This is a genomic window from Kineococcus sp. NBC_00420, assembly GCF_036021035.1.
GTDB lineage: Bacteria > Actinomycetota > Actinomycetes > Actinomycetales > Kineococcaceae > Kineococcus.
In genome coordinates this window covers 4001965-4024097 of the sequence record NZ_CP107930.1, presented here as the reverse complement: position 1 = coordinate 4024097, position 22133 = coordinate 4001965, and the positions used below count along the sequence as shown (strand labels likewise).

22 protein-coding genes are annotated in these 22133 nt (G+C 73.3%); 11 read left to right on the top strand and 11 right to left on the bottom strand.

Going from position 1 to position 22133, the window contains the following annotated elements; all coding sequences use genetic code 11:
- Nucleotides 1–34 precede the first annotated feature (34 nt).
- A complete protein-coding gene (locus tag OG218_RS19855; protein ID WP_328294954.1) occupies nt 35–853 on the top strand; it encodes an RDD family protein in 819 nt (272 codons plus the stop codon).
- Here OG218_RS19855 and OG218_RS19850 read toward each other — a convergent pair.
- From OG218_RS19850 to OG218_RS19835, 4 genes are read right to left on the bottom strand one after another with little or no spacing between them, the layout of a single operon-like run.
- On the bottom strand, nt 850–1329 hold the full coding sequence (locus tag OG218_RS19850; RefSeq protein WP_328294953.1) for a hypothetical protein: 480 nt from the start codon (nt 1327–1329) through the stop codon (nt 850–852). The two genes, OG218_RS19855 and OG218_RS19850, sit on opposite strands and share 4 nt — an antisense overlap.
- Nucleotides 1330–1370: 41 nt before the next feature.
- On the bottom strand, nt 1371–3392 hold the full coding sequence (gene glgX, locus OG218_RS19845) for a glycogen debranching protein GlgX (protein ID WP_328294952.1): 2022 nt from the start codon (nt 3390–3392) through the stop codon (nt 1371–1373).
- Nucleotides 3393–3433: 41 nt separating this feature from the next.
- Nucleotides 3434–3676 carry a hypothetical protein gene (locus OG218_RS19840; protein ID WP_328294951.1) on the bottom strand — a complete coding sequence of 81 codons (243 nt, stop codon included), beginning with the start codon at nt 3674–3676 and terminating at the stop codon, nt 3434–3436.
- A gap of 12 nt (nt 3677–3688) precedes the next feature.
- A complete protein-coding gene (locus OG218_RS19835; protein ID WP_328294950.1) occupies nt 3689–3970 on the bottom strand; it encodes a hypothetical protein in 282 nt (93 codons plus the stop codon).
- A gap of 41 nt (nt 3971–4011) precedes the next feature.
- Between OG218_RS19835 and ppk2 the strand changes: the two genes are divergently transcribed.
- Complete coding sequence (gene ppk2 / locus OG218_RS19830; RefSeq protein ID WP_442906407.1) at nt 4012–4902, top strand: polyphosphate kinase 2; 891 nt, start codon at nt 4012–4014, stop codon at nt 4900–4902.
- A 52-nt stretch (nt 4903–4954) separates the two neighbouring features.
- Here the strand turns inward: ppk2 and ahcY are convergent, their stop codons facing one another.
- Nucleotides 4955–6418, bottom strand: coding sequence for an adenosylhomocysteinase (ahcY, locus tag OG218_RS19825; protein ID WP_328294948.1), 1464 nt, complete (start codon nt 6416–6418; stop codon nt 4955–4957).
- Between the two features lie 111 nt (nt 6419–6529).
- A complete protein-coding gene (locus OG218_RS19820) occupies nt 6530–8425 on the bottom strand; it encodes an ATP-binding protein (protein WP_328294947.1) in 1896 nt (631 codons plus the stop codon).
- 119 nt (nt 8426–8544) lie between these two features.
- On the opposite strand from OG218_RS19820, the gene OG218_RS19815 reads away from it, so the two are divergent.
- The 8 genes from OG218_RS19815 to OG218_RS19780 all read left to right on the top strand — a co-directional run bounded on the left by OG218_RS19815 (nt 8545) and on the right by OG218_RS19780 (nt 17922).
- On the top strand, nt 8545–9537 hold the full coding sequence (locus tag OG218_RS19815) for a hypothetical protein (RefSeq protein WP_328294946.1): 993 nt from the start codon (nt 8545–8547) through the stop codon (nt 9535–9537).
- The gene (locus OG218_RS19810) at nt 9534–10100 is read left to right on the top strand and encodes a hypothetical protein (RefSeq protein WP_328294945.1); all 567 of its coding nucleotides are present in this window, start codon (nt 9534–9536) and stop codon (nt 10098–10100) included. Before OG218_RS19815 ends, OG218_RS19810 begins: the two co-directional genes overlap by 4 nt.
- Complete coding sequence (locus OG218_RS19805; RefSeq protein ID WP_328294944.1) at nt 10093–11493, top strand: glycosyltransferase family 2 protein; 1401 nt, start codon at nt 10093–10095, stop codon at nt 11491–11493. The genes OG218_RS19810 and OG218_RS19805 overlap by 8 nt, the downstream gene beginning before the upstream one ends.
- A gap of 11 nt (nt 11494–11504) precedes the next feature.
- Nucleotides 11505–12365, top strand: a complete 861-nt coding sequence (locus tag OG218_RS19800) for a hypothetical protein (RefSeq protein WP_328294943.1) — start codon at nt 11505–11507, stop codon at nt 12363–12365.
- Nucleotides 12358–13461, top strand: a complete 1104-nt coding sequence (gene wecB / locus OG218_RS19795) for a non-hydrolyzing UDP-N-acetylglucosamine 2-epimerase (protein WP_328294942.1) — start codon at nt 12358–12360, stop codon at nt 13459–13461. Before OG218_RS19800 ends, wecB begins: the two co-directional genes overlap by 8 nt.
- Before the next feature lie 74 nt (nt 13462–13535).
- Nucleotides 13536–16406 (top strand): EAL domain-containing protein, encoded by a 2871-nt coding sequence (locus OG218_RS19790; RefSeq protein ID WP_328294941.1) that lies wholly within the window; start codon nt 13536–13538, stop codon nt 16404–16406.
- 162 nt (nt 16407–16568) lie between these two features.
- Nucleotides 16569–16967: a hypothetical protein gene (locus OG218_RS19785; protein ID WP_328294940.1), complete on the top strand. Its 399-nt coding sequence runs from the start codon at nt 16569–16571 to the stop codon at nt 16965–16967.
- A gap of 136 nt (nt 16968–17103) precedes the next feature.
- Complete coding sequence (locus tag OG218_RS19780) at nt 17104–17922, top strand: alpha/beta fold hydrolase (protein WP_328294939.1); 819 nt, start codon at nt 17104–17106, stop codon at nt 17920–17922.
- Nucleotides 17923–18009: 87 nt separating this feature from the next.
- Here the strand turns inward: OG218_RS19780 and OG218_RS19775 are convergent, their stop codons facing one another.
- The 5 genes from OG218_RS19775 to OG218_RS19755 all read right to left on the bottom strand — a co-directional run bounded on the left by OG218_RS19775 (nt 18010) and on the right by OG218_RS19755 (nt 21601).
- Nucleotides 18010–19167 carry an SIS domain-containing protein gene (locus OG218_RS19775; protein WP_328294938.1) on the bottom strand — a complete coding sequence of 386 codons (1158 nt, stop codon included), beginning with the start codon at nt 19165–19167 and terminating at the stop codon, nt 18010–18012.
- Nucleotides 19164–19346: a Trm112 family protein gene (locus tag OG218_RS19770; RefSeq protein WP_328294937.1), complete on the bottom strand. Its 183-nt coding sequence runs from the start codon at nt 19344–19346 to the stop codon at nt 19164–19166. Before OG218_RS19770 ends, OG218_RS19775 begins: the two co-directional genes overlap by 4 nt.
- Nucleotides 19346–20815 carry a phosphomannomutase/phosphoglucomutase gene (locus OG218_RS19765; protein WP_328294936.1) on the bottom strand — a complete coding sequence of 490 codons (1470 nt, stop codon included), beginning with the start codon at nt 20813–20815 and terminating at the stop codon, nt 19346–19348. Before OG218_RS19765 ends, OG218_RS19770 begins: the two co-directional genes overlap by 1 nt.
- A 54-nt stretch (nt 20816–20869) precedes the next feature.
- Nucleotides 20870–21139, bottom strand: a complete 270-nt coding sequence (locus OG218_RS19760; RefSeq protein ID WP_328294935.1) for a hypothetical protein — start codon at nt 21137–21139, stop codon at nt 20870–20872.
- Nucleotides 21140–21202: 63 nt separating this feature from the next.
- Nucleotides 21203–21601 (bottom strand): DUF3499 domain-containing protein, encoded by a 399-nt coding sequence (locus OG218_RS19755; protein WP_328294934.1) that lies wholly within the window; start codon nt 21599–21601, stop codon nt 21203–21205.
- A gap of 97 nt (nt 21602–21698) precedes the next feature.
- On the opposite strand from OG218_RS19755, the gene OG218_RS19750 reads away from it, so the two are divergent.
- Nucleotides 21699–22133, top strand: a complete 435-nt coding sequence (locus OG218_RS19750) for a metallopeptidase family protein (protein WP_328294933.1) — start codon at nt 21699–21701, stop codon at nt 22131–22133.

Below are 22133 nucleotides of genomic sequence, written 5' to 3'. Positions count from 1 at the left end.
CACCCGGGTCGGGCCGCCCGGATACGGTGGGGTGGTGAGTGCTGCTGGCCCGGTCGGGGAACCCGTCGGCGAGATCGTCACCGGTGAGGCCGTCGTCCTCGGCCTGCGCGCGGCGTCGTTCGCGTCCCGGATGCTCTCCGCGCTGCTGGACGCCGTGATCGTCGGCCTCGTCTTCGGCGCGCTGCTGTGGGGGACGTCGGCGCTGCTCTCCGACACCGACGAGGCCGCCTCCGCGGCGATCACGCTGGCCGAGACGGTGCTCTGCTTCGTCGGCATCCCCGTCGCGGTCGAGACCGCGACCCGCGGGCGCACGGTGGGCAAGCTCGTCATGGGCGTCCGCGTCGTGCGCGACGACGGCGGCCCGGTGCGCTTCCGGCACTCCCTCGTGCGCGCCGTCCTGGGGCTCTTCGAACTCTGGAGCCTGGCGGGCAGCCCGGCGATCATCTGCTCGCTGATCACCCAGCGGGGCAAGCGGGTCGGCGACCTGCTGGCCGGGACCTACGTCGTGCGCGAACGCAGTTCCGCCCGCCACGTCCCGCTGCCGCCGATGCCGCCGGAACTGGCGGGCTGGGCCCGCACCGCCGACATCGGCCGGCTCCCGCTCGACACCACGACGGCGGCCCGGCAGTTCCTCGCCCGCACGGCCACCCTCAACCCCGCTTCGCGGACCGCGCTGGGCCTCCAGCTCGCCGGGGCGCTGATCCCGTTCGTGAACCCCGCCCCGCCCGCGCAGGCCGACCCGGAACGCTTCCTCGTGGCCGTCCTCGTCGAACGTCGCGACCGCGACTTCGAGCGGATGCAACGTCGCGAGGCGCGGACCCGAGAACTCGAACGGACGATCGGGCGGGCCTAGAGCAACCGCAGGACGTCGTCCCCGGTCCACGGCCGGAGCCGGAGCTCGGTCCGGGACTCCCCGAGCCCGGCCTGCACCCAGCTCACGGTGACGACGATCCGGCCGTCGGTGGGGAGCGCGTCGATCCAGAAGTTGGCGTCGAGGTCGTAGGCGTCATCGCCTCCCGACGAGGTGGCCTGGGAGGCGTCCGCCAGTCCCTCGGCCTCCCCGACCCGGACGACGACCCGGGGTTCGGAGAACGTCCCCGGACCGATGTCCTCCAGAGCGAGCCGGTGACTCGTGCTCTGCCGGTTCGCCGCCTCCGCCTGCACCCCTTCGGCGCGCAGCACGAAGGGCAACGACAACCCGCCCGTGTGCGCGAAGACGCACCGCAGGGCCGCCACGACCCCCGGCGAGCGGGCCAGGACCACCGGGCCGTGGACGATCGCCCCGAGCTCGTCGGGTTCGACGGCGGGTGGCCAGCGGTGAACTCTCACCCGGCGATCATCGCGCCGGGTGAGAGGTCACGCCAGGAGTTTCAGGCCGAACGCAGGACCGTCGTCGACCACTCCCCCACGAGCAGGGTCTCGACCTCACGGCCGACGTCCTGCTGCGGGTCGGAGGACACGGCGAGCTTCCAGGGACCGGCGGGCGGCTTCGGGACGGTGAACTCGACGGGGTTGGTGGCCCCGTTGACGAGCAGCAGGACCGTGGGCGACCCCTCGGCCTTGAACTGCACGGCGTAGGCCCGGGCGTTGCCGTCGTCCCACTCCGCCTGCGTCATGGGTTCACCGTCGGCGCGCAGCGAGAGCACCGCGTCGGGCGAACCATCGAGACCGTCGCCGCGGTACCAGGCCCCGCGCAGCGCGGAGGTCTCCCGACGCAGCGTCAGCAGGTCGCGGGTGAACGCCAGCAGCTCGCGGTCGGCGTTCTCCCAGTCGAACCAGGAGATCTCGTCGTCCTGGCAGTAGGCGTTGTTGTTGCCGTTCTGGGTGCGGGCCATCTCGTCCCCGCCCAGGATCATGGGCACCCCGGCCGAGAGCAGCAGGGTGGTCAGCAGGTTGCGGCGCTGGCGGTCGCGCAACGCGTTGACGGTCTCGTCGTCGGTCGGGCCCTCGGCGCCGCAGTTCCAGGAGCGGTTGTCGCTCTCGCCGTCCTTGCTGTCCTCGCCGTTGGCCTCGTTGCGCTTCTCGTCGTAGGCGGTGAGGTCGGCGAGGGTGAACCCGTCGTGGGCGGTGAGGAAGTTGACGCTGCACAGCGGGGAGCGGCGGTCGGCCTCGTAGACGTCGGGGCTGCCCGTGAGACGCTTCGTGAAGTCCCCGAGCGTGCTCTGCCCGCGCCAGAAGTCGCGGACGTCGTCGCGGTACTTCCCGTTCCACTCCGACCAGCGCGCCGGGAACCCTCCGACCTGGTACCCGGCGGTGTCCCACGGTTCGGCGATGAGCTTCACCCCGGCCAGCACCGGGTCCTGGTGCACGATGTCGAGGAACGCGGAGTGGACGTGCGCGTCGCCCCACTGCCGGGTGAGCGTCGTCGCGAGGTCGAACCGGAACCCGTCGACGTGCATCTCGGTCACCCAGTAGCGCAGCGAGTCGAGGATCAGCTGCAGCGCCGCGGGGTGGGAGACGTTGAGGCTGTTGCCGGTGCCGGTGGTGTCGAAGTAGTTCTCCGGCTCCTCCTCGACCACGCGGTAGTAGGAGCCGTTGTCGATGCCCTTGAGGGAGAGCGTCGGGCCCATGTGGTTGCCCTCGGCCGTGTGGTTGTAGACGACGTCGAGGATGACCTCGAGACCCGCGGCGTGCAGGGCCTTCAGCATCTCCTGGAACTCGCGCACCTGGCCACCGCCGTCGCCGGCCGCGCTGTACTCGTTGTGCGGGGCGAAGAACCCGATCGAGTTGTAGCCCCAGTAGTTGCGCAGGCCCTTCTCGGCCAGGTGGGAGTCCTGGACGAACTGGTGCACGGGCAGCAGTTCGACGGCCGTCACACCGAGGTCGGTGAGGTGCTCGATCGCGGCCGGGTGCGCGAGGCCGGCGTAGGTGCCGCGGATCTCCTCGGGCACGTCGGGGTGCTGCTGGGTGAAACCCTTGACGTGGACCTCGTAGACGACGGTGTCGGCCAGCGGGGTGCGCGGAGCGGTGTCCCCGGACCAGTCGAAGGACGGGTCGACGACGACGGAACGCGGCACCGACGGGGCGGAGTCGGCGTCGTTGCGCTGCTCGGGGTCGGCGAAGGTGTGCCCGAAGGTCTCCTCGCCGGCGCCCCACTGGCCCTCGACCGCCCGGGTGTAGGGGTCCAGCAGGAGTTTCGCGGCGTTGTGCCGCAGGCCCTCCGCGGGTTCCCACTCGCCGTGCACGCGGAACCCGTAGCGGGTGCCGGCGCCGCCGGGGACGACGCCGTGGAAGACGTGACCGGTGCGCTGCGCCAGCCGGTGACGGGTCTCGGCGCCGTCCTCGCCGAAGACGGCGACGTCGACCGCCTCGGCGGTCTCGGAGTACAGGGCGACGTTCAACCCGTCCTGGCGGATCGTCACGCCGAGGGGGTAGGGGGTGCTGTTGTCCACCTCGAGATCGTCGGGCAGAAACCGGGGTCCCGCGAGTCGATCTAGTCCTGCTCCTCCCGGCGGGTGCGCAACCGGCCCTTCGCCCAGAGCAGTCGCCACCGGGCCCGGACCCCGTTCCACCAGCGCAACCTCCCCGAGTCCAGCCCCGCCTCGGTCCGTTCCCACCGGCGGACCTCCCGGGCGTGGTACTTCATCGCCACGAGGACGCACCCGCGCAGGAACGCCGCGAGCACCGCGACTCCCCCGGCGATGGTGGCCCACGACGCGGCGTCCTCCAGGTTCACCCCGCCAGGATCTCAGGGGGCCTGCCGGAGGGCACGCGCGGCCGTGCGCAGCACCGGGGCGAGCGCGGCGGCGATCGCGCGGTAGCCGGCCGCGGAGGGGTGGAAGCGGTCCGCGGAGAACATCGACGGGTCGGCGGCGAGGTGCGCGACGACCTCCGGGACCGGCACGAAGTGCGTCAGGTCGTGGGCGCCCACCACGACGACGGCGGGGAGTCGCCGAAGAGCGCCGACCGGACCGGTGCGACGACGTGGCTCACCCCACCAGTCCACCAGCGCTCGCGCGCTCGCGCGCACCGGGATGTTTCACCGGGGCGCTCGCGGGGCACGTCCGCGAGGTGAAGGACCACGAGGTGGAAGAGGCGGTCGGGAGCGCCGACGGCGGCGACGAGACCTGGCGGGAGGGCTACCCCTACGAGGAGAAGATGTCCCGCAAGGAGTACGAGAAGCTCAAGCAGGGCCTGCAGATCGAGCTGCTGAAGCTGCAGAGCTGGGTCAAGGCGCGCGAGGAGAAGGTCGTCCTGCTCTTCGAGGGGCGCGACGCGGCCGGCAAGGGGGGGACGATCAAGCGGTTCACCGAGAACCTCAACCCGCGCGGTGCGCGGGTCGTCGCCCTCGAGAAGCCGACGGACCGCGAGCGCACGCAGTGGTACTTCCAGCGCTACGTCCAGCACCTGCCGGTGGGCGGGGAGATCGTCCTGTTCGACCGGTCCTGGTACAACCGGGCCGGGGTGGAGCGGGTGATGGGTTTCGCCTCCCCCACCGAGTACCTGGAGTTCATGCGCCAGGTGCCGGAGCTGGAGCGGATGTGGGTCCGCAGCGGCATCCGGCTGGTGAAGATGTGGTTCTCCGTCTCCCGGGCCGAACAGCGGACCCGGTTCGCGTCGCGCGCCGAGGACCCGGTGCGGCGCTGGAAGCTCTCCGACATGGACCTGCAGTCGCTCGACCGCTGGGACGACTACACCGAGGCCAAGGAGGCGATGTTCTTCTACACCGACACCGCCGATGCGCCCTGGACGACGATCCGCAGCAACGACAAGAAGCGGGCCCGGATCGAGGCGATGCGCCACGTCCTGGCGATGCTCCCCTACGACGACAAGGACCTCGACGTCGTGGGGACCCCCGACCCGCTCATCGTCGGTCTCGGCCCCGCCGGCCGGGTGCTGGAACAGGGCGAGGACCCGGGACACGTGTTCCCCACCTTGACCGAGCGGGCCCCCGGGGACTGAGAACGCCCGGCACCCCACGAGGGGTGCCGGGCGTCACACCGGCGGTGAGGACTCAGTACCGGTAGTGGTCGGACTTGTACGGACCCTCGACGTCGACGCCGAGGTACTCGGCCTGCGACTTCGTGAGTTCCGTCAGGTGCACGCCGAGCGCGTCGAGGTGCAGGCGCGCGACCTTCTCGTCGAGGTGCTTCGGCAGGCGGTGGACGCCGACGGGGTACTCCGCGGGCTTGGTGAAGACCTCGATCTGGCCGAGGACCTGGTTGGTGAACGAGTTCGACATCACGAAGCTGGGGTGCCCCGTCGCGTTGCCGAGGTTCAGCAGGCGCCCCTCGGACAGCATGATGATGCTGTGCGCGGCAACGTCTCCGCTCGCGGGGATGCGCCACTCGTGGACCTGCGGCTTGATCTCGATCTTCTCGACCCCGGGGATCTTCGCCAGACCGGCGATGTCGATCTCGTTGTCGAAGTGACCGATGTTGCCGACGAGGGCCTGGTGCTTCATCTTCGCGATGTCGGCCGCCATGATGACGTCCTTGTTGCCCGTCGCGGTGATGAAGATGTCGGCGGTCTCGACGACGTCCTCGAGGCGGACGACCTGGAACCCGTCCATCGCGGCCTGCAGGGCGTTGATGGGGTCGACCTCGGTGACGACGACGCGCGCACCCTGGCCGCGCAGGGATTCCGCGGAACCCTTGCCGACGTCGCCGTAGCCGAACACGACGGCCGTCTTGCCGCCGATGAGGATGTCGGTCCCGCGGTTGATGCCGTCGATCAGCGAGTGGCGGGTGCCGTACTTGTTGTCGAACTTCGACTTCGTCACCGAGTCGTTGACGTTGATCGCCGGGAAGGGCAGCACGCCGTTGCGGAAGTACTCCGCGAGGCGGTGCACCCCGGTGGTCGTCTCCTCGGTGACGCCCTGGATCTGGGCCGCGATGCGGGTCCAGCGCTCGGGGTCCTCGGCGATGCTCTTGCGGAGCAGTTCGAGGACGACCGCGTACTCCTCGGAGTCCTCCTCGGTCGTCGCGGGGACGGCCCCGGCGGCCTCGAAGCGCTTGCCCTCGAGGACGAGCATGGTGGCGTCGCCACCGTCGTCGAGGATCATGTTCGGGCCGATGCGGTGGCCCTCGGCGTCGGTGCCCCAGTCGAAGATCCGGTCGGCGAGCGCCCAGTACTCCTCGAGGGTCTCCCCCTTCCAGGCGAAGACGGGGACGCCGGCGGGCTCCTCGACGGTGCCCGCGCCCACGACGATCGCCGAGGCGGCCTGGTCCTGGGTGGAGAAGATGTTGCAGCTGGCCCAGCGGACCTCGGCGCCGAGGGCGACGAGGGTCTCGATGAGGACGGCGGTCTGCACCGTCATGTGCAGGGACCCTGCGATGCGGGCGCCGGCCAGTGGCTGGGCCTCGCCGAACTCGGCGCGCAGCGCCATGAGCCCGGGCATCTCGTGCTCGGCCAGACGCAGCTCGTGGCGTCCGGCTTCGGCCAGGGAAAGGTCCCGGACCTGGTACTCGAAAGACATGGTTGTCCTCTCGTGCGGTCTGTGACGGTCTCCCGGCGCGGCCCCTCTGGGCCACTCGGCATCACCGGACGCCGGAGCTCCCCCCAGAGTACGCGCCCGGCCCGCGGACGCTCAGCCGAGCGCGGGGACCGCCGTCGAGGGAGCCGCGACCGGGGCCGTGAGGACCCCGGCCGTGCTGCGCACCGGCAGCGTGAACCAGAAGACGCTGCCCCCGCGCGGGTCGTCCTCCACGCCGATGTCCCCGCCCAGGCGCAGCGCGATGCGGCGGCAGATGGCGAGGCTGAGGTGGTTGCCGCCGAGCTCGACGTCGGCGTCCTCCCCCGCGAAGGGCTCGAAGACGCCGGCGCGCTGCTCGAGGGGCACGCCCAGGCCCCGGTCCCGGACCTCGATGCGCCACACCTCCCCGCGGAACCGCGAACCGGTCAGCTCGGCGCCGAGGGTGACCACGGCGGCCTGCCCGGCGGGGGCGTGGACGACCGCGTTGTCCACCAGGCGGGCGAGCAGCTGGTGCAGCAGCCAGGGTTCCCCGACCACCTCCGGCAGCGGCCCGACCTCGATCCGCGGTCGCAGGTCCTCGGGCAGGTGGGCGGTGAGGGCCTCCTGCTCGTCGGCGACCAGCGTCGCGGTGGCGAAGAGGTCGACGGCGCGTTCGGTGAGCGCCGTCTCGCTGACCTGGGCGTACAGGAGCAGGTCGTCCACGAGCCGGCGGGCCCGGTCGAGGCGGTGGTCGACGGCGTCGAGGCGGTCCTGCCAGTCGGCGGCCGTCCACGTCTCCGTCTCGCGCGAGGCGGCGGCCAGAGCGGTCAGCCGCGCCAGGGGCAGGCGCAACCGGTCCGCGACGACGGTCGTGTAGGCGCCCAGCTCCGACTCGCGGGTGCGCAGGGACTCCTCGCTGTGGCGGCGGGAGACGACCTCGTCGGCGAGCTGCGCGGTGGCCTGCTCGACCCGGCGCCGGGCGCGTTCGCGACCGGAGGTCACCGAGAACAGCAAGGCCGCCAGCAGCAACGACGCGGTGCTGCCCGCGGTGAAGGCGACGGACGGGGCGTGGCCGAGTTCCTCGGCGTAGGCGCGCCCGGTGGGGGTCACCTGCAACCGCCAGCGGCGGGAGGCGGCGATGACGTCGGCACCGGAGGAGACGTCCGCCAGTGCGGTCCCGGGATCGACGGTGGCGAGCCGCTGCGGGCCGGCCGCGTCGGTGGTGTCCCACAGCGTCAGATTCGCCCCCAGGGAACCCGACTGGTCGGCGGTGTGCCGGTCGGCGGTGGACCGCAGGACGGTGCCGGTGCGGAAGGAGGCGGAGACCCAGCCGCGGAAGACGCCCCGGTCGGCCTGGCCGGGACCGCCGACGACGGGGGCCACGAAGAGGACGGACTGCTGCTGCTGCTCGACCGGGAGGACGCGGTCGGCGAGGAGGACGTAGGGGGCCGTCACGGTGACCCGACCGCTGTCGCGGGCCTCGGTCGCCGCGACCGCGATCTGCGGGACCGCGGCCGCGTCGGCGCCGAGGGCCGAACCGACGACGTCGACCGCGCGGTAGCTGACGACGAAGAGGTGCTCACCGATCGTGGTGGGCTGGGGTTTGAGGCTGAGCTGCGTCCCGAGCTGGGCCCGCAGCTCCTGCTGCGCCCGGACCACGGCCTGCGGGTCGTCGGCGACGGGAACGGTGTAGGTCAGGTTGGCCACCCCGGGCAGCGAGGTCATCGTGGCGGTGAGGTCCTGGAAGTCGTCGTCGGTGAGCGCCGGCTGGTCGCCCACGACGGTCGCCAGCGACTCCAGCGTGCTGGTGTAGGTGCGGACCGCGTCGCCCAGGGCGGCGGCCTCCTCGGCGGCGGCCGCGTCCGTGGCGAGACGAGCGTGCTCCGCCCCCGACCGCTGCAGCACCCCGCTCACGACGGCACTCGCCCCGATCCCGCCGCCGAGCAGCGCGAGGGGGAGGCCGAGCACGGCGGCGCGGTGGACCAGGAGGCGACGGCGGGACCCGCTGGTCCCTGCGGAGGTGTCGGTCACCCCATCCCATCGGCATTCCCACGGTGGCCCTGCACTCCTTCTTCTAACACCTGCCCGGGGAACTTCTACTACACGTTCGGAGCATCAGGATCCCCTCCCCGTGGGCCGATGCCTCCTCCGTGAGCATGGTCGAACTGGCAAGCCGCGCCGCGGTCCCGGCACCGGGGACGTCGGTGCTCCGCACCCGACCCCGCCCCCGTGCGACCGGCACCGCGACCGGGACGTCGCTGCGCCGCAGCGCACGACAGGTGGTGGAGGCCCTCGCGGGGAGCACCGGCCTCGACACGTGGTACCTCGGGCGCCTGGACGGGCCGGCGGTGCTGCCGCTGGCGGTGTCCGGCGAGGCGACCGGCGTGCACGTCGGACACCGCGTCCCCTGGTCGGACACGGTGTGCCGGCGCATGGTCAACGGCCTCGGGCCGGCGGTCGCCCCCGACATCACCCTCGTGCCCAACTACGTGCGGGCCCCCGCGGCGATCGCGCTGCGGATGACCGCCTACGCCGGCACCGCGCTGCGCGACGACCACGGTCGCCTGCTCGGGACGATGGCCGGGTGGAGCTCCCGCCCCGACGTGGCCGTGGGGCCGGCGGTGGAGAGCCTCATGGGGGCCTTCGCCGAGCTGCTCGCGCAGGCCCTGGCCGCCGAGGTCGCCGCGGACGACACCCAGCGCGAGACGGAGCGGCGCTCGGTGCGCGTCGACGCCGCCGACCGGGTGACGGAGCTGTCCAGCCGAGTCGGCTGGGGCGCGCTGCTGCAGCAGGAGGACCGGCGCAGCGTGGAACGCGCCGTCCCGGTCGCCCTCCTCGTGGTCGACCTGGGCCGGGTCCGCTCCTCCCGGCGCCTCCAGAAGGCCACCGAGACCGTCGTGCGGGCGCTGCCCGACGCGACCGTCTCCCGGCTCACCGCCCGTCAGTTCGGCGCGATCCTGCCCGACGCGGAGTCCGAGGAGGTCGACGCGGTCGGGCGCGTGGTGGCCGCGCACCTGCGGGCCGCCGGGTTCGACGCCACCACCGCCTGGGCGGCCTCCGGGGAGGCCCGCGACCTCAGCGCGGTGTGGACCCTGGCCGAGCAGCGCCTCTACCGCGCCCGCCGCGACGGGGGCCCCGCGTGAGCGCCGCCGCGCCCGTGCCCCGCACCGTGCGGCTCGCCGGCGTCCTGCACGAGATCGGCCCGGTGCGCTGCGTCCTCACCCTCGGGCTGCTGGTGGCCACCGTGGTGCTGCTGGCCCACGACCGCGCCGTCCGGCACACCGAGGCGTGCGTCTCGGCGTTGCTGGTCCGCAGCACGTGGGGTCCCGACGCCCGCTGCGTGGACGACAACGCCCTCTACCGGATCGACGGGCTGCTCGTCGGGCACACCGTGACCATCGGGTGCAGCGCCGTGGTGCTGCTCGTGCCGTTCGTGCTCGTCTCGGCCATGCTCCTGCCGGTGCGGCGGATGCCGGCCGTCGTCACCCTGGGCGCCCTGGGCGTCGCCGCCCTGGTGGTGGCCGCGGTCAACCAGCTGCGGCTGCTGACCATCGCCACCGGGATGCACCTCTGGGGCGTGGAGCAGGGCTACGGGGTCACCCACGTCCTGGCCGGATCGATCGTCAGCACCGTGGGCGTCGTCGCCGGCGGCCTGACCTTCCTGGTCCTGCTGACCCGGGGCTCGCGGGTGGTGCGCCGTGGATAGCGTCCACCTCGGCCTGGCCCTGCTGAACACCGCCGCCTTCGTGCTGTGCGTGCTGTTCCTCAGCTACGTCATCACCGTCCTGCGCCCCTTCCTGCGCAACCGCGAGGTGGAACTCGGTGACCGCGCGGACTTCGACTGGCACATCCTCATCCCCTGCCTGGACGAGGAGACGGTCATCGTGGGCACCGTCCAGCACCTGCTGGACAACTTCCCCGAGGCGACCGTGTGGTGCATCGACGACGACTCCCGCGACCACACCCACGAGCTGATCACCTGGCTGGCGACCCGGCACGAGAAGGTCCGCGTCGTCAGCCGCCGCCCCCCGGAGGCCCGCAAGGGCAAGGGCGAAGCCCTCAACGACGCCTACCGGCGGATCTGCGCGGAAGTTCCCGCAGACGGCGACCGTTCCCGCGTGGTCGTCGGTGTCGTGGACGCGGACGGGCGCCTGGAGCAGTTCTGCCCCGACGTCGTCGCCGGCCCGACGCTGTTCGGGGACCCGACGGTGGGGGCGGTGCAGGTCCAGGTCCGCATCACCGAGGACGTCGACGCCCTCGTCGGGACCGACCTGGACCGCCTCGTCGGTTCCCGGGCCCGCACCCGGGGTGACCACGTCCTCGTGCGCCTGCAGGACCTGGAGTTCGCCGGCCCCATCGCGGCGATGCAGTTCCTGCGCCGGCGCACCGGCAGCGTCGCGATGGGCGGCAACGGGCAGTTCACCCGCCTCACCGCCCTCGACGACGTCGCCCGCGACAACGGCACGCCGTGGCACGGAGCCCTGCTGGAGGACTTCGAACTCGGTCTGCACGTCCTGCTGGCCGGGCACCGCACCGAGTACTGCCACGACACGTTCGTCGCCCAGGACGGCCTGAGCGAGGTGGGACCCCTGCTGCGCCAGCGCACCCGCTGGTCGCAGGGCAACATCCAGTGCCTGCGCTACCTGTGGCGCGTCCTGAACTCCGAGCGCATCTCCATCTCCGGCGCCCTGGAGATCGCGCACTACATGTGGGTCCCGTTCTCCCAGGTCTTCGGCAGCGTCGTGTTCCCGCTGACCTCGATCGTCACCCTCTACTACGCCTTCAGCGACCCCCAGGGCGCCGACCGGTGGTTGCTGGCCGGGGCCTGGGGCCTCATCCCGCTGGGCCTGCTCTTCGGGGTGCTGCCCCACGCCCTGTGGGGGTTCTTCTACCGCAGCCACTGCGGGACGTTCGTCACCCGGCGCGGGGCGCTGTGGATGGCCGTGGCCAACATCGGCTACGGCTACCTGCTGCAGATCTGCGCCTGGCGCGCGCTGTTCCGCGTCCTCAAGGGCCACACCGAGTGGCACAAGACCGCCCGGACCCACGACCGGCCCGTCGCGAACACCCCGATCCCCTCACCCCTCCCGAGCAGCTGAGGAGCAGGACCATGGACGAGAACACGAAACCCCGTCACTGGGGACGCCTGCTCACCGCGGGCGTCGCCGGAGCCGCCGCACTGGGGTTGGTGAGCGCGGGGTCCGCCGCGGCCGACACCTCGGTGGCCACCGCCAACGCGGTGACCGTCGGCGTCCTCGGCGTCTCGGCCGTCACCTCGAACACGGTGTCCGCCTCGAACCCCGGGTCCGGCGCGACGCAGACGACCGCGCAGACCCCGGCGCTGTCCCTGCTGGGCGGTCAGGGCGGCATCACCGCCGGCACCCTGGTGCAGACGGCCGTGGCCCGCGCCGACGGCTCCTCCGCCGCCTGCGCCGGACTCGTCGGTGCGGGTGGCGTCATCACCGTGGGTGCCGACGGGACCTGCGCCGTCACCGGCGGGGGCTCCAGCGGGGTGCAGATCACCCTGGTCGCCGGGACGGTCATCAAGGCCGACGCGATCCTCGCGTCCTGCACCGCCGCGTCCGCCGGCACCACGACGAACACCGTCAAGCTGACCAACGCCAAGGTGTTCGTCGCCGGGATCCCGACGATCGTCCTGAACAGCTCCCCCGCCGAGAACTCCGGTGTCGTCGTGCCGGGCGCCGCCCAGCTGGGACTGCGGGCCACGAGCACCCCCGCCGGCCCCGGCAGCGTCCAGGCCACCGCCCTCACCATCAACCTCCTGAGCGGGACCGTCGCCGCCGTCAACGTCGGCACCGTCACCTGCGGCGCCAACGCGAAGACCGTCCCCACCAACGCCCTCCCCGGACCCGCCGCACCGTTGAGCGCCGCGGCGCTCGCCGTGCTCGGCTGGCGCTTCCGCCGTCCCGTCCTGCACGCCCTGAGCGCGAGGAGCGGGAGCCGTGGCTGAGAACCTCACCGGGAAGGTCGCCGTCGTCTTCGGCACCCGTCCCGAGATCATCAAGCTGGCCCCCGTCCTGCTCGCGCTCGGGGCGGACGGGCACCCGGTCTTCACCGGACAGCACTACGACGCCGAGCTCACCGACGCGGTGTTCCGCTCCTGCGGCCTGCCCGTCACGGCCCCGACGCTCGCCGGCGTCGGCGGCGGCACCCGCGCCCAGCAGGTCGCCACGATGGTGGATCAGCTCTCGCAGCTCTTCACCCGCAGCCGTCCGCGAGCCGTCGTCGTCCAGGGCGACACGAACACGACCAACGCCGGTGCGCAGGCCGGGCACTACCTCGGGATCCCGGTCGTGCACGTCGAGGCGGGGTTGCGCAGCCACGACCGGGCGATGCCGGAGGAGACGAACCGCCTGCTGGTGTCGGCGCTCGCCGACGTGCACTGCGCCGCCACCCCGGAGAACGCACGCAACCTCCTCGACGGCGCCGTGCCCGCCGAGGCCGTCTTCGTGACCGGCAACCCCATCGTGGAGGCGGTCGCGAACCTGCTCCCGGACGAGGCGGAAGGTGCCCGCCTGCTCGCCGCGCACGGGCTCCCGGAACGGTTCGTGCTGGCCACGGTGCACCGTCCGGAGAACACCGACGACCCGGCGCGGCTGGGCGCACTGCTCGACGGGCTGGGTCGTCTCGGCTCCCCCGTGGCCCTGCCGCTGCACCCCAGGACCCGCAAGGCGCTGGCCACCTGGGGCACGGCGGTCCCGGCCGCGGTGCAGGTGCTGCCCCCGGTGGACTACCGGACCTTCCTGGCCTTCACCCGCAGCGCGTCGCTGCTGGTGTCCGACTCCGGCGGGCTGCAGGAGGAGGTCACGGTCCTGAAGAAGCCGCTCGTGGTCGTCCGGACCAGCACCGAACGTCCCGAGTCGGTGGCCGCGGGGTTCTCCGTGCTGAGCGAGCCCGAGCACCTCGTCGAGCACGCCGAGCGGATGTCCTCCCCGCAGGTGCTGGCCCGCCTGGCGGCGACCCCCAGCCCCTACGGCGACGGCCTGGCCTCCCAGCGGATCGCCACCCTGGCCCGGGGCGGGGCGCTCACGCCCCAGACGGCCTGACCCGGCCGTCCACCGTTCGCAGTTCACCCGGACGGAGCATGGAGGACGGCGCTCCACCACCCGACTTCTAGATAGTGACTAGTCAGCAGCGCGAGCCGATCGTCGACCTCGGCGACGGAGGACCCGGGCGCCGCCTCGTGGCGGTCGAGTACCTGGTCGCCAGCCTCATCACCGCCTCCGTCGCGCTGCTGCCCGGCTGGACCGGCGTGCACGACGGGGCGATCCTCACGATCGCCGTCTCGGGTCTCCTCAGTGGTGCGGGACTGCTGCTCGTCCCCGCGTGGCCGCTGCTCAGCCACCGGGCCGCCCTCGTCGGCGCGGCGGTGACCACCTCGGTCTGCGTCTACGCCGCCGACGGCTCGCCCGCGGTCGGTGTGTTCGTCGCGCTCTACTGCGCGACCGCGGCGCACATCCCGTTCCTGCGCTCGGTGCGCGGCATGCTCGCCGCCACCGCGCTGCCGTTCCTGCTGCTGCCCACCGCCCTCCTCGCCTCCGGGCACCCCGGCCAGGTCGCGGGGTGGCTGGCCGTCCTGCCCGCCACCACCGTGCTGCCGGTCCTCGGCGTCCGCTCGCTGCTGTCCCTGGCCGCACGCCGCGCCCGTCGCGACGGCGGGTCGGAACTGCTGAACCGCAGAGGGCTGTTCGAGAGCTGCGCCGAACAGTTGCAGGCGAGCGAGGGTCTGGCCGGGCAGGCGACGGTGAGCGTCGCCCACTTCGACGACCTGCGCGACCTGCGCCTGGCCCTGGGTCCCGCCGCCGCCGAGGAGGTCATCGCCGAGTGCGCCCGCCGCGCCGCCGACCTGCCGGGCGCCGTCGTCGCCCGCATCGACCAGGACTCCCTGGCCGTCGTGCGTCCCGCCGAGCTCGACGGCTCGGGCGAGGCCACCAGCACGTGCCGCGCCGAGGGACGGGTGCTGCTCGACGTGCTGCGCGAGCACGTCGTCCTGAGCGGCGACGGTCCCGGCCAGGGTCTGACGGTGCGCCCCGACGTCTCGATCGGTGTGGCGTGCGCTCCGCAGCACGGCCGGGAGGTCGAGGAGCTGCTCGCGCTGGCCGACGTCGCGGCGGTGCGCGCCGCCGGCGACCAGGAGCACGTCGCCGTGGCCGAGGGCGAGGCGGCCTTCGACGCCGACGCGCTGCGCCTGCACGCCGAGCTGCCCGCCGCCGTCGAGGCGGGCCAGCTGCGGGTGCACTACCAGCGCCTCGTCGCCGCCGGCACCGGCCGCACCGTCGGCGTGGAGGCCCTCGTGCGCTGGCAGCACCCCGAACGCGGGCTGCTCGGCCCGGGCGCGTTCATCCCCCTCGCCGAGCGCAGCCAGGCCATCGTCGGTCTCACCTACTGGGTGCTGCGCACCGCCGCCGCCCAGTGCGCCGCCTGGCGCGCGGAGGGTCACGACGTGGGGGTGTCGGTCAACGTCTCCCCGGTCGTGCTCGCCGACCCCGCGCTGCTCAACGCGGTGCGCCGGGCCGTCGCCGAGAACCACCTGGGCGACGGCGTCCTCACCCTGGAGGTCACCGAGAGCGCCCTGCTGGGCGACCCCGAGGGCGCCGGCGCCGTCCTGGCCGACCTGCGCGCCGCCGGGGCGCGCATCTCCCTGGACGACTTCGGCACCGGCTACACCTCGCTGACGATGCTGCGCCAGCTCGAGGTCGACGAACTGAAGATCGACCGCTGCTTCGTGGCCGCCGCCGCGCAGGTCCCCGCCGACACCGCCATCGTGCGGGCCCTGGTCGACCTCGCCCACCGGTTGTCGATGGAGGTCGTGGCCGAAGGGGTGGAGGACGCCTCCACCGCCGACCTCATCCACGCCCTGGGCGCCGACGTCCTGCAGGGGTTCCACTTCGCCCGGCCGGTCCCGGCCGCCGACGTCTTCCCGAGCGCCCCCGTGGGTTCCGGAGCCCCTTCCGCGGCGGAACCCGCGCCGGCCCCTCGCGGCGCCGACGAGGAGGAGCGGGTGCAGTTGGCCCACACCGTCCTGCGCTCCGCCCGCAGCTCTGCGGACGTGCTGAGCAGCATCACGGCCCTGGCCGCCGCCGTCAGCGGGACGCAGTTCGCCAGCTTCAACGCCGTCACCGAGGAGCACGTGCACCTGCTGGCTCCTCACGGCCACGAGACCGCCCTCGCTCCCCGTGACGGCACCCCCTGCGCCTGGACGGTGCAGCAGCACGACGTCCTGCACCTCGACCCCTCGACCGACGGGCGCGGCGCGGGGGGTTCGGCCTCGCAGGCGGGGATCCAGCACTACGTCGGCGCCCCGGTGATCGACGCGGCGGGGCGGGTCCTGGGCGTCCTGTGCGCCTACGACCGCGGGCTGCTGCCCTCGAGCGACCTCCAGCGCAGCCAGCTGCAGCTGCTCGCCGACGTGGTGGCCGACCACCTCGCCGGGATCGACGTCGCCGACCGGCTCGACGGTGCGCGGAACATGCTGCGAGCGGTGGCCGAGCTCGACGACGGACACCACCGGGTCCCCGGCCCGGACCGGGTGGTCGCGACGTTCGCCACCGCGGTCCACGAGCTGCTCCGGCCCGACCACAGCCTCGTGGTGCACCCCGCGCCGTCGGGCGCCGGGCCGTGGCAACTGCTCGAGCACCGGGGCGACGTCGACCCCCACCTGCTGACCCGGGTCGGTTTCGACCTCACCGGACGCAGCGCCGTCGCCCGCTCGATCGCCACCGGGCGCCCGGTGTGGGTGCCGGACGCCGCGACCAGCAGCCTGGAGGAGAGTGACCTCACCCGCCACCTCGGGGCCGCGGCGATCCTCACCGTCCCCGTCACCACCGGCCACGGTGGCGTCAGCCACGTGCTGGTCGCCGTCTGGCGCGATCCGCAGCACGAACTCGACCCCGTGCTGCGCACCACCGCCGTCGCGATCGCGGGTCGGGCGGCCCGTGAGCTGGCGGCTCCGGTGGCGGACTGCGCGACACCGGTCCACGCCGCGGGCTGACGGTGTGCGCGGGGGCGCGGCGCTGACGTCTCGGCGTCCCGTCGAGTCCACGACCTCTCGCGCGCCGGTCCCGGAGGGGGTCGGCAGCACCTCAAGAATGCGCAACCACTTCCCGAAACATCTAGCAGAAGGTCTGGAACTGCTAGACATCGGAGAACCGCGTTGTCCCTGCTGGAACGTTGGAAGCCGTCGCGAGGCGACGCACGGGTCGTCGGCGGAACCGGCCGGGCCGGATCCTCCGACCCGGTCCCCGAGGCGCCGCCCCTGCTCTCGGGCGACGTCGAGCGGGCCCGGGTGCTCCACCTCGCTCTGCGCCGCTGGCAGGCGGAGGGCGCGGTGGTGGAGTCGGCGGGCGCGCACCAGGCGGTCCTCCGCTGGGGACGCACCACTTCCCACCGCCGCCACCTCATCGGCTCGATCTGCAGCCTCGGCTGCTGGCTGCCGGTCTGGCTGGTCGTCGCCCGTGTCCGCGCCGCCCGGCGCCGCACCACGCAGGTGATCGTGGACGAGTTCGGCCGGGTCACCTCCCGCACCCTCGACCCGACCCGGCCCGCCCGCTGACCCGACGGTCGGCCGAACGCTGCGGCGACGTCTCGGCACCGGCTCGGTGAACACTCCTGGACCGGCACGCGGACGGCGCCCGGCCCTCGGCGGTGGGTCTGGACGGGCCGGTCGGTTCCCCGACATGCTGCGCCGCATGCCCACCTTCATCACTCCCGACGGTGTCGAGATCTACTACACCGAGGCCGGTACCGGCCGGCCCATCGTGCTGAGCCACGGCTGGCCCCTGAGCTCGGACGCCTGGCAGGTCGAGCTCAAGGTCTACTCCGACGCCGGCTACCGCGTCATCGCCCACGACCGGCGGGGCCACGGCCGGTCCGAGAAGACCGCGAACGGCCACGACATGGACACCTACGCCCGCGACCTCGCGGCGCTGATCGAGTCCCTGGACCTGCACGACGTCGTCGTGATGGGCCACTCCACCGGTGGTGGCGAGGTCGTGAAGTACGCGGCGAGGTACGCGGACGGACGGGTGTCGAAGGTCGTCACCTTCGGCGCGGTCCCCCCGCTGATGGCGAAGACCGACACCAACCCGGAGGGGCTGCCGATCGAGGTGTTCGACGGGATCCGCGCCGGGGTCCTCGCCGACCGCTCGCAGTTCTACCAGGACCTGTCGGAGAGCTTCTTCGGCGCCAACCACGGCCGAGCGGTGTCCCAGGGCGACAAGGACGACTTCTGGCGCCAGGGGATGCTGGTGAACCTGGTCGCGGCCTACGACTGCGTGAAGGCGTTCTCCGAGACCGACTTCACCGAGGACCTCCAGGCCCTGGGGGTCCCGATCCTGCTCTGCCACGGCGACGACGACCAGATCGTGCCCATCGACGGCGCGGCGAAGAAGTCCATCACCCTGGTGAAGGACGGGACCCTCAAGGTCTACGAGGGTGCCCCGCACGGCATCCAGGGCGACTACCAGCTCGCCCTGCACCGCGACGTCCTGGCCTGGCTCGCCGGCTGACGTCTGCGGAGTGGAGCGTTTCGCGGCTCACGAGGCGTACAGGGCCGCGGAACGCTCCACTCCACGTCCCGCGCCGTGCGGAGCTCCTCAGCCCAGGCGGTCCTTGAGGTCGGCGACCTGCGGGGAGCGTTCGGGGTCGATCCCGGAGGCCAGCGCCAGGTACACCGCGGCGTAGTCGGTGCGGGCGATCAGCTGCGCGAGCCGCTGCGCGGGGGTTCCCTCGTCGGCGACGAGTTCGGAGACCCGCACCCCGGCGTCGCTCGCGGTCGTGACCACGGCGTTCGCGAGTCGGCGGTCCTCGTCGGAGACCGCGAGCGGGGAGTCGCGGACCATCAGCAACTGCAGGCGGGGCCCGGCGGGGCCGTCGACGAAGGGGTCGGCGAACACGTCGTCGACGCCGGCCGCGAACGGCCCGCCGAACGTGGCGACGACCTCGCTCGCGTCGTCCGGCAGGGCGCCGCTGACCGCGGGGACCCGCGCCGTGCGGGCCAGCATCCCGGCCGCGCGACGGGCCGCCGCGGCCATCAGGTCACCGTCACCGAGCACGACCGGGACCGCGCCGGAGACCTCGAGGGCGAGGACCTTCGCCGGGTTCACGAACGTCTCCGACCACGGGCGGCACGCCTCGGCCTCGGCGTCGAGGCGGTCCGCGACCCCGGCGAGTTCGCTCGCCGACGCGGACAGCAGACCCATCGCGTCGCAGGCCAGCAGCACGGGCGTCACCAGCGACCACAGCGCGACCCGGGACGAGCGCGGGTCGCCGCCGTCGGCGCGGACCCCGCGGGCGGGCCGGACGTGCACGTTGCCGTTGCGGGAACCGATCTCGGACAGCGGGGAACCGTCCCCGGCGACCGCGACGACCCGCGCCCCGCGCCGGGACGCCTCGACGGCCAACGCGACCGGGCCCGGCGCGCGACCGGACAACGAGACGGCGATGACGAGGTCGAGCGGGCCGACCCAGCTCGGCAGCGGCCCCCCGTGGCGGACGACGACGGGAACCGGGCAACCGCGCCCGGCCAGCGACTGCACGATGTCGGCGACGACGGAACTCCCCGCCAGCGCGGCGATGACCACGGCGCGCGGACGGTCGTCCTCGGCGAGGCGCACGACCCGCGCCTCGGCGGAGAGGTCGAGGGCCTCGCGGACCTGCGCGCCGGCGCTGGCGAGCGCCCGCAGGACACCGGTGGAGTCGGCGCCGGTGAGCTGGTCGCCGTCGGCGAGCAGGGCCTCGTCGAGGGCGCTCACGCGCTCGCGCCCGGCTGGATCGCCTGGTCGGCGAGCAGGACGGGAACCCCGTCGAGCACCGGGTAGCGCAGGCCCGAGGGCGTCACGAGGAACTCCGCGCCGTCGACCGTGGTCGGGGAGAGGGGTTCACCGGAGACCGGGCAGCGCAGCAGGTCGAGGACCCAGCTCTCGAGCGCCATCAGTTGCTCCCCCGGACGAGTTCGAGCACGCGGTCGCGGATCACGGTCATGGTGGCCTCGTCGGCGCCCTCGGCGTTCAGCCGCAGCAGGGGTTCGGTGTTGGAGGCCCGCAGGTTGAACCACCACATCGGTTGCTCCGGCGAGGCCGGGTGGAACACGGTGACGCCGTCGAGGTGGTCGATCTCGAGTTCCTCCCCCTCCGCCGCAGCCTGTTCGGTGATCGCGTCGACGACCTTCACGGTCGTGGCCGCGGCGTCGTCGACGGTGGAGTTGATCTCGCCGCTGGCGACGTACTTCTCGTACTCGGCGGCGAGTTCGGAGAGGGGGCGGTCCTGTTCGGCGAGCGCGGCGAGGACGTGCATCGCGGCGAGCATGCCGGTGTCGGCGGACCAGAACTCGCGGAAGTAGTAGTGGGCGGAGTGCTCGCCGCCGAACACGGCGCCGACCTCGGCCATCTGCTCCTTGATGAAGGAGTGCCCGACGCGGGTCCGGACGGGTTTCCCCCCGTCGGCGGTGATGATCTCGGGCACGGCCCGGGAGGTGATGAGGTTGTGGATGACGACGGGTTCGCGGCCGGCGAGGATCTCCTTGGCGATCTCGCGGCGGGCGACCATCGCGGTGACGGCGCTGGGGCTCACCGGGTCGCCGTTCTCGTCGATGACGAAGCAGCGGTCGGCGTCGCCGTCGAAGGCGAGGCCGATGTCGGCGCCGTGCTCGGGGACGGCCTTCTGCAGGTCGAGGAGGTTCTTCGGGTCGAGGGGGTTCGCCTCGTGGTTGGGGAACGTCCCGTCGAGCTCGAAGTATATCGGGACGACGTCCAGCGGCAGCGGCGCCAGACCGGCGTCGATGCCGAGGACCGCGGGGGCGGTGAAGCCGCCCATGCCGTTCCCGGCGTCGATGACGACCTTGAGGCGGCGCGCCCCGGTGAGGTCGACGAGGGTGCGCAGGTGCTGGGCGTAGGCCTTCAGCAGGTCCTGCTCGTCCACCTCGCCGATCGACCCGGACCCCTCGGGGACGCTGGCGGTGTCCAGCCAGCCCTGGGCGAGGTCGCGGATCGCGGAGAGCCCCGAGTCCTGGCCGACCGGCTTCGCGCCGGCCCGGCACATCTTGATGCCGTTGTACTGGGCGGGGTTGTGGCTCGCGGTGAACATGGCGCCGGGGATGTCGAGGAACCCGCTGGCGAAGTAGAGGCCGTCGGTGGAGCAGAGCCCGATGAGGGTGACGTCGACCCCGCGGGAGGCCAGTCCCTCGGCGAAGGCCCGGGACAGTTCCGGGGAGGAGGGACGCATGTCGTGGCCGATGACGGCGCGCGGTGTCGCGCCGGTCGCGGCCTCCGGCAGGACGACGACCTCGGCGAACGCCGCCCCGATGGCCCGGACCACGCCCGCGTCGAGCTGGTCGGGGACCGTCCCCCGCACGTCGTAGGCCTTGATGAAGGACGACAGGTCAACGGAGGAAGAGGCGGTCACGCTCCGGAGCCTACAAGCGCGCCCCCGCGGACGCGGTGCCGACGAGGGGTGCGACTACTGCTTGCGGGTGCGGTCCAGGACGGCGTCGACGGAGATCGGCCCGCTCGCGGACATCCAGCTGCGTTCCTCGCAGACGTGGCAGGACACGAAGCGGACGGGGGTGCCGTCGGTCAGCGACATCGACAGCTGCGTGACGCGCTCGCTCCCGCAGTGCGTGCAGGCCGCGGTCTCGCGGTGGGCGGCCTGGGTCAGCGACCCCAGCGGCGGGGCGCTGCGGGTGGCGCGGGGGCGACGGGTCGCTCGGGGCGGGTTGGCGGCGGGCACGACCGTTCATCGGCAGGTCGCCCCGGCGGTTGAGGAGTCCGTCCGGGTGATGCCGGGGGCCGGTCAGCTCTCCCGCAGGACCCGCAGGTGGCCCCGCCGCACCGCCGGCGCGTCCGGGTCGATGCCCCGGGGGGGCGCCGGCTTGTCGCGCAGCGAGTCCGCGAGGGCGTCGATGTCGTCGTGGTGGCGGGCGGCCTCGACGAGGTCGGGGGCCAACCGCACGACCTCCCACCCGCGGGGCGCGGTGAGCCGCTCGGCGTGCTCGCCGCAGAGGTCGTAGCAGTGCGGCTCGGCGAACGTCGCGAGCGGGCCGAGGACGGCCGTGGAGTCGGAGTAGACGTAGGTGAGCGTCGCGACCGCGGGCTTGCCGCAGGCCGTGCGCGAACAGCGCCGGGCGGTGGGCGCGGCGGAGCGGCCGGCTCCCGGGCGGGAGGCGTTCGTTCCAGGGGTGCGGGTGCTCACGCGCGCACGCTACCTCCACGTCCCCCGTGAGGTCGGACACCCGCGGAGTGTCTGCGCAGCGTGTCTCCGGAGGGCCCCGCGTGGGTAGTCTCGCCCGGTGGTCCTCCGACGCCGGGCGCAGACCCGTCCACGCCGCCGCCGCGACCGGCACGGTCGTGGCCTGCGCGGTCCCCTGTTGCCCGCTGCGCTGCCCGCGGCGCGCACCCGGGCCGAACGTTTCGACGACCTGGTGCTCGACGCGGTGGAGCTGCTGGAGCGGCGCTGGGCCGAGCAGCTGGCCGGGGTGGAGTTCGCCGTCGAGGACGTCCCGCCCTCCGACCCGGCGCCCTGGGAGGACGACGTCGTCCCGCTGGGCCGCCTCTTCCCGGCTCACGGCAACCGTCCCGCACGGGTCGTGCTGTACCGCCGGCCGCTGGAGACGCGCGCCGACGGCGACGAGCTCGACGACCTCGTCGCCGACGTCGTGGTGGAGCAGGTCGCGCACCTGCTCGAGATGCCGCCCGAGGACGTCGACCCGCGCTACTCCGACTGA